The sequence below is a fragment of the Labilibaculum manganireducens genome, assembly GCF_002843385.1.
Taxonomy (GTDB): domain Bacteria; phylum Bacteroidota; class Bacteroidia; order Bacteroidales; family Marinifilaceae; genus Labilibaculum; species Labilibaculum manganireducens.
The window spans coordinates 47910-60878 of record NZ_MVDE01000008.1; the positions used below are offsets into that span (position 1 = coordinate 47910).

Sequence of the window (12969 nt, forward strand, 5' to 3'; positions counted from 1 at the left end):
ACAAGGCTATTATTACTTAATTCAACGAATTCGCTTATTCTTTCCAAAATCCACTTTGCTTAATCAGACGATATTTTCCTGATCCCAACAGCATTATGGCGAGTCCTCCAAATAAATACAATGCATTTAATTCAATTCCCAATCCTCCGTACTCATTCAAATGAAAAATACCTTCGGGGTGAGCTGCAGGAATAGATACGAGCATTGTCAGGGCAATTAACAATCCCGAAACTCTTGTGTATGTACCTAATAATAAAAGAAGTGGTGCAATTAACTCTCCCAGATAAACTCCGTACGAAAGCATTTCGGGCAAACCTGTTTTAACGATCAAGAATTTTACTCCGCCAATACCATCCAATAATTTCTGCACTCCATGAAACAACATCAAACCACCAACAGATAGTCGTAAAATTAGTTTTCCTAAATTTTCCATAAATATATTTTTATTTGATTAATTTCGATATTCATTACAAATCTATGAGCTTTTATCCATGATATAAATGCACAATTTATGTGTATTCATGTACTTTTTTTTCAACATACAATTGCATAATATGTTACACAATCTTTTACAAGACAATTTTGGATTTTCTGATTTTAAACCAGGACAAAAAGAGGTTATTTCTACCATACTGGAAGGAAAATCAGCAATAGCTATTTTCCCAACCGGATCAGGAAAATCTCTTTGTTACCAACTTCCTGCTCTCCAACTCACGGAACTTACGGTGGTGGTTTCCCCTTTACTGGCTTTAATAAAAGATCAAATAGATTTTCTGCAATCGAAAAATATATCTGCAGTCCGAATCGATTCATCTCTCTCGAAAGAAGAAGAACAGGATATCATGAATGGCATCCGTGCCAAACAACACAAAATCTTAATGATATCAGTCGAACGTTTTAAAAATGAACGCTTTCGCAGATTTCTGAAAGACATTCCAATCTCCTTACTGGTAATTGATGAAGCTCATTGCATCTCGGAATGGGGTCACAATTTTAGACCGGATTATTTAAAGCTGCCAAATTATCGTGATACTTTTCGTGCCAAACAAGTACTTTTGCTTACCGCAACTGCAACTCCCAAGGTTATTGAAGACATGACTAAAAAGTTTGCCATTGCCAAAGAGAATGTAACAGTTACAGGATTTTACCGATCAAACTTAGATGTAAACGTTGTCCCGGTTATTCAATCTGAAAAAAACAATAAATTACTTTCATTACTGCTTCCCCGAAAAAATGAATGTGGAATTGTGTATGTAACCCAACAAAAAACTGCAGAGGTAGTTGCAGGTATATTATCCTCGAAAGGAATAACGGCCAAGGCATATCATGCAGGATTGAAAAGTGAAGACCGTGAAGAAATCCAAAATCAATTTATGGCCGATAAAGTAAATTGTGTGGTTGCAACAATTGCTTTTGGAATGGGAATCGATAAATCGAACATTCGTTATGTGATTCATTACGATCTTCCAAAATCGACAGAAAATTATTCTCAGGAAATTGGACGGGCAGGCCGCGATGGTAAAAAATCAGATTGTATTGTTTTGGCAAATCATGACAATGTTAATGTGCTTGAGAATTTCATATTTGGAGACACTCCTGCCCTATCAGGCATAAAAGAAATTCTCAGTCGCATAAAAAAGGCTAAAACAAGCTGGGAAATTAAGCTAAACACACTTCCGGCACATAGCAATATCCGTATTCTGCCAATTAAAACCCTACTGGTTTACATGGAGATACGAGGAATTATCAAACCTCAATACAGCTATTTTGCAGACTATAGATTTAGCTTAAACAACGACGAAAAAAGTATCGTAGAAAAGTTCCAGGGAGAGCGAAAGAAATTTATTCAGGCCATTTTCGATCATTCTGAAAAAGCCAGAAAATGGATCACAGTAAATTTCGACACCATCAGCCAAAATTATCCGACAGATAGAAATAGAATTGTTTCTGCTTTGGAATATTTTGATGCTAAGAAATTAATCAATTTGGAAGCAAAACTAATGGTAGATGTTTTTGCCGTAACAAATCCGGATTTTGATATCGATACTGTGGCGCAAGATCTTTACGACAGTTTTAAAAAGAAAGAAGCAGTTGAAGTCAACAGAATTCGGGAAATGCTAAGTCTGTTCGAATCGGAAACCTGCATCAGTAAAAATATGGCCAACTATTTTGGTGAATATCCCGAATGGGAAAAATGCGGGCACTGCTCGGTATGCAGTTCCGGTCCTGTGAAAATTGCAAAATCCCACCAGCTAAAAAGTCTGCCTGAGTATAATTATATAGAATTGTGTGAAACTGCCATCAATAAATTTGGTGATCTTTTAACAGATGAACTGCTTGCAAAATTTTTATGCGGCATCAACACACCTATTTTCACCCGTTTAAAATTGAAACAGGAAAAACACTTTGCTTATTTGGAAAATTATCGATTTGGTGATGTTCTGGAATGGGTAACATCAAACAACAAATAAAAGATTAAGAGGTATTTACATATATCACTAAAACATTTAATATTATTTTAAATTAGATCACATAAGATATAAATTCAAAATGCTTATTTTTACAGTCTCATAAAAGTATTCTCTACTATCAAAAAGAATACATACTATATCTATTTAAATTTATTGGTTTGAAAAGAAATCCGAACTTCCCGTTTGCTCCGGCAAAAATTCCGTTTTTTTACGGATGGATTTGTATGATTGCAGGTACCATAGGTATAATCAGTAGTATTCCCGGGCAAACAATGGGCGTTTCGGTGTTTACCAATTACTTAATCGATTCGTTGAAATTAAGTCGTGATGCATTGAGTTCAGCCTATTTGATTGGTACTGTGGCGAGTTCTCTTTTCTTAACATATGCAGGTAAAATTTACGATAAATTTGGTGCCCGTTTCACAGCAATGATCGCTGCCTTAGGATTAGCCGTAACATTAATACTATTTTCCTATTCTGATCTTTTATCCGGGTCGTTATCAAACTTTGTCAGTATTGAGTTCTCAACAGCTTCATTTGTTCTGATCTCTTTGTTATTCTTCTTCTTACGATTCTCGGGACAAGGAGTACTAACCTTGGCCTCACGAAACCTGATCATGAAATGGTTCGACCAGCGAAGAGGGCTGGCAAATAGTCTTTCCAGTGCGATTCAATCTTTTGGATTTGCCGTATCTCCACTTTTTATAGCACTGCTTATTACCCGCTTTAACTGGAGTATCACCTACCAGATTTTGGCAGTACTTACTTTTCTGTTTGTTATTTTCGCATTTATCTTTTACCGGGATAATCCTGAAGAATGTGGTTTAATTCCTGATGGAAAAATTATTGAACCAAAACACAAAAGCAATCCTACATTTCAAACTAAAAAACAATATACTCTAAAAGAAGCGCGAAGCACATGGGTATTTTGGCTGTTTACTTTTGGCTTAAGTTTTAATGCATTTTTCATTACCGGTTTCACCTTTAATGTCATATCCATCTTCGAATCATGTGGATATTCGGAACAAAAAGCTTTAAGTGTATTTGTTCCTGCTTCCATCATTTCTATTGTTTCTGCAATTTTAGGTAATCTTCTAAGTGATTACATAAAAATGCAAAAACTTCTGATTATTTTTCTACTTGGATGTTTGTTGTCAAGTTTAGGGATTGCAATTTTAGGATCTGAAATTGGCTACTATGTATTAATACTGGGAAATGGTATTATGGGTGGCTTGTATTCAGTTTTAGTAGCAATTACATGGCCTCGCTTTTACGGGCGAAAACATTTGGGTGCGATTAGCGGACTATCAATGTCCTTAGTTGTATTTTCAAGTGCAATGGCGCCCCTTTTCTTCAGTAGAATATTCACATTAACCGGAAGCTATAGCATAGCTGGATACGCTGGAGTCGCCTACGCCGTCATTTTACTGATTTTCTCAATTAAAGCGAGAAATCCTCAATTACAGTAAAAGAAGATACTGAACTAAATTCAAATGGCATTTAAGAATCAGTCTCTGGTGTTTTTAGCGCCTCAATTATTTTGTTTATCCTGACGTTTTTAATAAATTCGGGACGGCTTACTTTTGAATACCTACCAGCCACCACAGGTAGGTATTGAAAGGCTATCATATTCCTATTTAGTTGATCATCTAAAAAACCAAAAGAAATGAAACATTTCGTTGCCATCATTTGGCTTGTACTCTTATGCCAAAGCTCATTTAGTCAGAACGATTGGGAAAACCCACATGTATTTCAGAAAAACAGAGAAAAGGCTCATTCTACATTTTTATCATACTCTTCCCAAGAGAAAGCTTTAGCCGCCGATCCTTCAAAAGAGGAAACTATTCAGTGCTTAAATGGAAAATGGAAATTTCAATACAGCAAAAGTGCAGGCAAAAGAAATTTAGAATTTTATCGGGAAGATTTTAATGACAACAATTGGGATGAGATTTCGGTTCCGGGAAACTGGGAAATGTACAATTATGGATTTGCCAACTATACCAATGCCGATTATCCATTTGAAAAGAATCCACCATTTATTACAGATTCAATCAACGCAACGGGTTCATACATATGTTACTTTACGCCTTCAGTAAATTGGAAAAACAAAGAGACTTATATTCAGTTCGGTTCTGTAAAATCAGGCTTTTATATTTGGATAAATGGTAAAAAAGTTGGTTACAGCCAAGGCTCTAAACTACCTGCCGAATTCAACATCACACCTTATTTAAAGGATGGCAGAAACAAATTGGCTGTTCAGGTCTTTAAATTTACCGACGGCAGCTACCTGGAAGATCAGGATTTTTGGAGATTAACCGGCATTCAACGGGATGTAAATTTATATTATCGCCCCAAAACGCACATTACTGATTTTTATGCCAAGGCATTACTGGATGAAAATTACAAAAATGGGGTATTTAACTTAGATGCCGAAATAGGAAACCATTCAAGAAAAAATACTGGTGTATATCATTTTAAATATACAATTCTGGATCGTGAAGGAAATGAAATTCTGACTGATCAATCTGAATTCAGCATGAAAAATCAGACTAAGAAGATTTCATTTACAGGTGAAATTCCCAATGTGAAAAAATGGTCGGCCGAAGAACCAAATTTATATACCCTGCTGCTAACTTTAAGGAATAAAGAAAATGCAATAGTAGAAGCCACTTCGATTAAAATTGGTTTTAGAACCAGCGAAATTAAAGACGGACAATTATTGGTAAATGGAACTCCAATCCTGTTAAAAGGGGTTAACAGACACGAACACAATCCTTATTTTGGACATGTTGTTAACAGAAAAAATATGCTGGACGATATCCGAACCATGAAAAAATTTAATATCAATGCGGTTCGTACCTGCCATTATCCGAATGATCCGCTTTGGTATGAACTGTGCGATGAATATGGAATTTATTTGTATGATGAAGCCAATATTGAATCGCACGGAATGGGTTACGAGCCAAAGCATACTTTAGCAAATAATCCGGAATGGGAATCGGCTCATGTAGAACGAACTTCAAATATGGTGGAAAGAGATAAAAACCATCCTTCGGTAATTGTTTGGAGCATGGGAAACGAAGCCGGAACAGGGCCTAATTTTCTGGCTTGTTATAAAAAGATTAATGAAATTGATGGTAACCGACCAGTACATTACGAACGTGCTGAAAAAATGACCGACGTAAAAGAAAGACATACCGACATTATTGGTGACATGTACCGTTCAATTGAAAGTGTAGAGAAAAGATGGATTGGTACAGATTCGGAACGTCCTTTTATTTGGTGTGAATATTCTCATGCCATGGGAAACAGCAACGGCAACTTTAAGGAGTATTGGGATTTGGTTCGTAAAAACCGACAAATGCAAGGTGGTTTTATTTGGGATTGGATGGATCAGGGAATTGCAAAGTACACTGAAAACGGAGAGCGGTTTTGGGCATATGGCGGTCATTTTGAGCCAAAATGGGTGTATAATGACGGTAATTTTTGTTTAAATGGTGTGGTGGATCCTGATTTAACCCCGCATCCCGCTTTGTACGAAGTAAAGAAAGTATATCAAAACATTAATTTTAAAGCCGTTAATCTTTCTGAAGGACTTATTAAAGTTTCAAACGATCAATTCTTCAAAAATTTGAATGACTACCAAATCCACTGGGAATTGCTGGCTAATGGTATTGTTCAAAAGTCTGGAGAATTTACCCCTGCAGGAGTTGCGCCTCAATCTGAAAAAGAATTTAAACTCGATTTGGGTGATTTTAATCAAAGCGAAGGAACAGAATATTTCATCAACCTGTTTGCTTTGCAGGCTAAGGAAACCGAACTAATACCATTCGGTCATGTTGTTGCTTCTGAACAATTTGCTATCAGTGAATTTAAAGCCTCGGAAGATCATTTGGTTTCTGCTGATCTGATTTCAATTCAAGAGAATGCAGATCAGTTAAGCCTTTCCGGCAAGGATTTTTCAGCTTTATTCTCAAAAAAATCGGGCGCTGTTACTTCCTACAAACTGAATGGTTACGAATTAATAGAAGACCGGTTAGCACCGGACTTTTGGCGTGCTCCTACCGATAATGATTTTGGAAGCAAAATGCCGGAGCGATGTGAAATTTGGAAACAGGCTATGAATGATGCAAGTCTTCAGGAATTTACATCGAAACAAATCTCTGAATCGGAAGTTTCTGTTCATGCAAAATTACAACTGCCAAGTATTAAAGGTTCAATAGAACTTACTTATACAATTTACGGAGATGGTAAAATTGATGTAAACTATAGCTTTGAAGCTAAACGGGAAAAGTTACCGGAAATACCGCGTATTGGTTTACAGTTTAAACTGCCAAAGGAATTTAATAATCTTACCTATTATGGCCGAGGACCTCAGGAAAATTATATCGACAGAAATACCGCATCGTTTATTGGATTGTATCAATCGAATGCAGCTGATCAATATTTTCCATACAACCGACCACAGGAAAACGGACATAAAACAGACGTTCGCTGGTTAAGCCTAACCAATCAATCAGGCTTGGGAGTAAAAATAATTGCCAACAGTGAACCTATTGAATTCAATGCACTGCACTACACTACGTCTGATTTTGATCCGGGAACGGAGAAACTTGGACGCACGACTGCTGACGTAAAAGAGCACGAATTTGTAGAAGTTCACATCGACCACAAAATGATGGGACTTGGCGGTGATAACAGCTGGGGTGCAAAACCTCACAATCCATATCTATATTATGCAGATAAAGTATATCATTACAGCTTTACCATTGTGCCGGTAATAAAATAATCAACACCGGATCACCAATAACACACAATGCTTAAACTGATTTTAATCGGTTTAAGCATTTGTTGTTTATAGGAATAAACAATTACCAAACCGGTAATAAAGCAAATCTTAATGTCACATTAAAAAAAAATCTTCTTTTGGGTGTAATAATCTTATATTTCTACCACTAATTAAGAAAAAACAATAGTGAGTAACGATTTTTACACATCATCGATTCTTCCATATGCTGCCATTATCATTAAGATATGCCGGGCATACACGAATACACAGGAAGATTTCGAAGATTACTACCAAGAGGTTTGTTTACAGATATGGAGAAGTAATGAAAATTTTAGAGGACAATCGGAATGGTCGACATGGATCTATCGATTGAGCTTGAATGTTTGCCTGACCTTACTGAAGAAAAACAGCAAGCATCATGTTACTTCAGATCAATTACCAGACGTGGCAGCTGAAGACAACCGGACCTTTGACGATGAGTCCCTTAATCATCTCTATACTGCGATCAAGCAATTATCAGAGATAGACAGGGCAGTTGTTTTGCTTTATCTGGAGGAAAAATCCTATCAGGAAATTGCAGAAATTATTGGTACAAATCCGAACAATATTGGTGTGCGGGTTAAAAGAATTAAAGAACGGCTAAAAAAAATATTAGATGGAAAAGTCAATTGAAACAATTTGGAAAGAAGGTTTTTTAGAAAGCGATGCATTGGTAGCCCCAAAACTAAATGACTTGTACAATCAAAAATCCAAACACATTATCGATAAATTCAAAAGAATGTTCAGAATAAACCTGAATGCATTATTTATAGGTTCATTCGTAATTTTGATTGCTTCCGGTGTTGTGGGAATCCCTGTTATGGGTATAGGATATTTTTTCATTTTAAATGCTATTTTACTGGTCAACAGAAAATTAATGAAAGGCCTGTTTAAAATTGATAAAAATGTAAACAGCTACCAATATTTGAAATCATTCGATAACTGGATGAAAGAACAACTTGCAGTTAACAGAAAACTAGCCAGATATTATTACCCTTTATTTTTCCTTTTTATGGTATTGGGTTTTTGGTTTTCGCAGGATATTCAGGAAACATTTAAAGGGATATTAGAAAGACCCAATCAAATTTATCTCATAAATAACATACCGGTACTATGGACAATTCCAGTTGTAATTATTACAGGTTTACTAGCCTACTTTGGCGATCGAATTTACAATTTTGATGTGAGCCTGATTTATGGCCAGGTATTTAGAAAGCTGGATGAACTAATTGCAGATATTGAAGAATTGAGAGCCTGATTCTCATTCAAAATCATAATTTTAATTTTACGGGCATGACAATACAAAAAATAGAAGAAAGAGCTAATAATGAGCAAAATATAAAGCTTACAAAAGCATATCATAAGTTACAGGTTTTGATTGATGAGTTGAATAAAAGAGAAATACCGGAAAATATCCAAAACGCTGTTAATACGGATATTGCCGCGATTAATTCATTTTCAGAAACAGATCAAAAACTGGTCAGACTTCTGAGAAAAGTATATTATAAAACTCTGAGACTAATTGAAAAAGAGCTTAATCTGGTTACAAAAAACCACTACAAAAACCTATATATGGCTATTGGAGTTGCTCTGGGAGTTGTGTTTTCTACCTCTTTTGATAACAATGGCATGGGCTTGATACTTGGTTTGGCAATAGGAATATCTGTAGGAATATATTTTGATAAAAAAGCAGAACAAAATGGAAATCAACTAAATTTAGAATGCTAAGTTGACTGTTGAAATTTCAGTATTAGTCAAATTCACATTTATACTTGCTTTTACATAAACAGAATATAAGAAAAAAAGCAAATCCCGCTATAGTGCCAATACTATTAACGGGATTTCTTTCTAACTAAAATACAATAATGTTATACTAAATCTCAACTCCTTTTAAGGTGATACCTATTGATTGAAAATAATCATATATCTGATTGTTAGATTTCATTCTCGTTTTAATATGAAAATCTATTTTGTGTTTAAACTCTGCTTCTGCCTTTTTGATATCTCCTGCCAATTCATAACAAATACCCAAGCATAAATGGGCTTCTGGTGAAGGTTCTTTATCAATAATTTTTCGGTAGATATTGGCCACATCGCTTAACCTGGCCTCATTCAACAAAGTTTGAATGGTTTTTATATCATTCTTTAGTTCTTTATCTTTTATCTTAAGTTTAGGAAAACGGTAGCAAATCATATCACATTCGGCAAAGTGCTGTAAGTAGTACAATTGTGAGCCAATTTGTTTCACTAATTTCTCATTCATCTCCTCAAGGGATATCAGTTTTTTCCCTTTCTTCAATACCGATTTCGTTTCGTATGAAATTGTATCAGAAGAAGTAGACTTATCTTTATACTTCAAATCAAGAACTATATTAACATCAAGCGAATTTGTTGCACGAACCTCTTTAAATGGAATTTTCACTCCGCCTCTTCCTTTAAATTCATGCAGCCAGGTGTCAATTTTTTCTGATTTAGCTGTGTAATTCAATCGTGGTTGTAGAATTACATCCGCCTCTTCTTTACTTGTTGCCAACGAATAGATTTTCATATCTCTCCAGTGCTTTTCTATGCGCAAACCCTTACCTCTTGGAGAATTAATCCAATTACCTGATTCGAATTTACTTTTCAGTAAAGTATCAATATCGAAAGGGATATCATCCCCGCTTACTGCAGCAGGTTCAATGTAAATCTTAGGCCGCAAAAGAGGTTCTTTAGTCATCTTAAAAGCCGGAGCAAATATCTCCTGAGCGATTGACACACCACAAAACAGGATCAGACTCAAAAATAGTAATGTCTTTTTCATATTTTACAAATTAAAAGTGATGTATTAATTCGAAACGTGAGGCATCCCTCACCTCATTTACAGGATAAAAATCTCCTTTTTCAGTAAGTCCTAAATATTTATGAGTTGCACAATTTTCCAACACAACAGCATGATCATCAAGAAGCACAAACCATGATTTTGAATACTCTCCTACCACAAATCTGCATTTCACGAAAAAGATATCATCTTCACTTTTGTTGTGCTCCAATACCATATTTTCACTATTTGCATCCATAAAATGAACTTCGATTGCACGATTGGGAGTAAACATTGCCTCTTTAAAAAACAAAAGAGGCAAATCTGATATATTTTTTACCTTAACACATTCTTGTCCAACTGCTATGTCTGATTCAACTTCAACCATTGAAAAGAAATTATACTTTTTAATTAACTCGTCTTCTGCCGAGGTTGAAATTACATTTACCAATTGTGCCGAAACCTGCGTAGAGAACAGTAAAAAAAAGGCAAAAAGAAATCCGGTAAACGGTTTAAATAAGTCTCTTACCATTAGAATTCTATTTTAGAATAAAATAATTGGACAGACCTTTACGATCTGCCCAACACTTGAATTGTATTAATATTTAAAAGTTCTGGTTGCTTTATAAGGACCTACTTTCATCTCTGTCCAGTTGCCTTGGGCATCGTAAACAAACTCACAATCCCAATCCATACCGGTATCAATAGTAAAATTATCAGAACTAACCTGAGGACCGGCTCCAGCAAGGAATGCATAATTCATAAAACCTTTGAAACTCATTCTCTCGTTCATCGATAACTTACCTGCTAAATCTAAATCGTAATGAATTTTCACAGGATTACCATGATCATCAACTGAAGAAAATTTCATGTCTCTAATCATTTTATCTGCATTGATATTTTGTTGTCCAACCCCTTTCGAACCAGCTAAATGAGTATGGGTTGTACCATTCCAGTTCCATTCAGTAAAGACACCATCTTCGTTAATTGAAGCAATCGTTTCGAATTCTGTTGTGGTTTTTGGTTTTTTAGGAACAAATCCATTCGCATTTAAAAGATCCTTGAAAATGGCATTTACCCGTGGTAAAGCCGACTTTCCTGTAAAGTAAACTTTCCCCTCAAGATCAACCATCAATTGCACATCTTCCTCGCTTACTTTGCCTCCCATAAAGCCGATATTTTTGGTGATATTATTGGCTGCACCATGAGTAGCTCCAACCAAAGGATCGCTGATTTCATCAATCTTTGTATAGGAAGTAGTCTTGCCATAATATTCTGCAAACATTCCTGCGTTTACTTCCATATAGGCATATTTTCCCGCTTCGTTATAAACAGGCTTGATATCACGGGTAATAATTTTGTCTTTTGATCCATCCTCTGCAATACCAATTTGGCTGGCTTCCAATTTTTTCACTCTGCGTTTGCTATCAAACTTCACGGTAAAATCAACTGGTTCATCACCTTCTTTAGTTATTTGTCCAGTCATGGTTTTTGGCAATCCGGTAAAGTCCTGTAAAGGAAGGAATTGAAATGGGTAATCAAGCTCGAACAACTGACACAGCAAATCGTTGTGTGCATAAAAATCTACAAACTGCGACAAGTTTCTGTTGATAGTAGTCAATAAAGCCGGATATGCATTTGCCCCTTTTGGATAAAAATTTACAAAACTCTCAATGTCTTTGTAATTTGAATATTTCTTCATATCCTTGGTACCGATAGCTATAGATCCATATTCCGCTTTGGCAGCAACACGTTGCTCTTTAGATAGCTCCCCTTTAACCAATTGATTGAAAACTTTAATTTTCCCGAAGGTATCCTCTATTTCGCCGGCATACTTCTTCAGGTACTCCTGAGATTTTTCAACATTTTCCATCCATGCGTAACACAAAGATAAATTGTGGTATGCAACCCATCTTGTCTTATCAGAGCATTTGCTGATATTTGGCTCTAAAACCATAATATAGTCCGCTAATGTTGCTTTCTCATCTTTATTAAGCAATAAACCCTTCTTATTTTCGAATAAAGCCACAGTTGGCTTGGTAAGTTTATTCAATTCTTTAATTTCTTTGATACTTCCCAATTTTGCAGCCACAGTAAACTGACCAAATCCAAAATGTGAGAATACTTCTTTGTGAACTCTTTTGTAAGCTTCGTTCACACCAATTTCATCTGAAACTGAAAGAGCATCATTAGCAGGTGCCTGGGAAATACTTCCAAGTTTTGCCGGTGCCGCGGGTGTGTATTTTTTAGTTTTGGTTTTACCGGAAACCAAACCTAAATTATCCTCATAAATTACCTCTCCCTGGGCTGATGTCACCTGATATCTGCAGTTTACACTCCAAGGTACCAGATAATATCCTTCCTTATCTGCTGTGGTTGGCATTCTTTCCTCTGTTCCCATCTCAGTTTTAGGTGTCTCTGAAAGAACAAAAATTTCAACATTTACTTTCTCTTTTACACTATTCATGTCATACTTAATGTATGCAGGAACAAAATTCCATACTGCAAATCTGCCTTCTTCATCTTTAATTGCATCTATCATTTTGTTGATTTCAGCAGCTTTATCGATGGTTTTATTAACTGCACCAGCCATTGCCGCACCAAAACCACCTAATTTTGAACCAAACTTAGATACTTTTGCTTTTGATGTTTCTCTTTTAGCTTCCTGTAAAGCTTTATCTGTTGATAAAAATACATTTGCAGATGAAAATTTCACCTTTTCTGCAGGAGCTTGAAAGAAACTCACTTTATCTTTCCCTTTAAACGATTGAGAATTTCCCAATACAGGAATCAAAATCAAGCTAAGTAAAACGAGTAGATTTTTCTTCATTACATTAAAAATTTAATAATTATTATAAATTGATTTTAAG

The 12969-nt window shown here is 35.6% G+C and carries 10 protein-coding genes; 6 read left to right on the forward strand and 4 right to left on the reverse strand.

Features of this window, described 5'->3' with window-relative positions; genetic code table 11:
- Window positions 1–34: 34 nt before the first annotated feature.
- Window positions 35–433 carry a DoxX family protein gene (locus BZG01_RS07185; protein ID WP_101309145.1) on the reverse strand — a complete coding sequence of 133 codons (399 nt, stop codon included), beginning with the start codon at window positions 431–433 and terminating at the stop codon, window positions 35–37.
- Window positions 434–554: 121 nt separating this feature from the next.
- On the opposite strand from BZG01_RS07185, the gene BZG01_RS07190 reads away from it, so the two are divergent.
- The 6 genes from BZG01_RS07190 to BZG01_RS07220 all read left to right on the forward strand — a co-directional run bounded on the left by BZG01_RS07190 (window position 555) and on the right by BZG01_RS07220 (window position 9027).
- The gene (locus BZG01_RS07190) at window positions 555–2471 is read left to right on the forward strand and encodes a RecQ family ATP-dependent DNA helicase (protein ID WP_101309146.1); all 1917 of its coding nucleotides are present in this window, start codon (window positions 555–557) and stop codon (window positions 2469–2471) included.
- Window positions 2472–2629: 158 nt separating this feature from the next.
- On the forward strand, window positions 2630–3940 hold the full coding sequence (locus BZG01_RS07195; protein ID WP_143470852.1) for an MFS transporter: 1311 nt from the start codon (window positions 2630–2632) through the stop codon (window positions 3938–3940).
- A 197-nt stretch (window positions 3941–4137) separates the two neighbouring features.
- Complete coding sequence (gene lacZ / locus BZG01_RS07205; RefSeq protein ID WP_101309149.1) at window positions 4138–7260, forward strand: beta-galactosidase, LacZ type; 3123 nt, start codon at window positions 4138–4140, stop codon at window positions 7258–7260.
- A gap of 186 nt (window positions 7261–7446) precedes the next feature.
- Window positions 7447–7932, forward strand: a complete 486-nt coding sequence (locus tag BZG01_RS07210; protein ID WP_101309150.1) for an RNA polymerase sigma factor — start codon at window positions 7447–7449, stop codon at window positions 7930–7932.
- Window positions 7916–8557: a hypothetical protein gene (locus BZG01_RS07215; RefSeq protein WP_101309151.1), complete on the forward strand. Its 642-nt coding sequence runs from the start codon at window positions 7916–7918 to the stop codon at window positions 8555–8557. Before BZG01_RS07210 ends, BZG01_RS07215 begins: the two co-directional genes overlap by 17 nt.
- A 35-nt stretch (window positions 8558–8592) precedes the next feature.
- Entirely contained in the window at window positions 8593–9027 is a 435-nt protein-coding gene (locus BZG01_RS07220; protein ID WP_101309152.1) for a glycine zipper domain-containing protein, read from the forward strand.
- A 145-nt stretch (window positions 9028–9172) separates the two neighbouring features.
- On the opposite strand, the gene BZG01_RS07225 is transcribed toward BZG01_RS07220, so the two are convergent.
- From BZG01_RS07225 to BZG01_RS07235, 3 genes are all read right to left on the reverse strand, one after another.
- Window positions 9173–10102 (reverse strand): tetratricopeptide repeat protein, encoded by a 930-nt coding sequence (locus tag BZG01_RS07225; protein ID WP_101309153.1) that lies wholly within the window; start codon window positions 10100–10102, stop codon window positions 9173–9175.
- Between the two features lie 10 nt (window positions 10103–10112).
- Window positions 10113–10631: a hypothetical protein gene (locus BZG01_RS07230; protein ID WP_101309154.1), complete on the reverse strand. Its 519-nt coding sequence runs from the start codon at window positions 10629–10631 to the stop codon at window positions 10113–10115.
- A 66-nt stretch (window positions 10632–10697) separates the two neighbouring features.
- On the reverse strand, window positions 10698–12929 hold the full coding sequence (locus tag BZG01_RS07235) for a hypothetical protein (protein ID WP_101309155.1): 2232 nt from the start codon (window positions 12927–12929) through the stop codon (window positions 10698–10700).
- Window positions 12930–12969 lie beyond the last annotated feature (40 nt).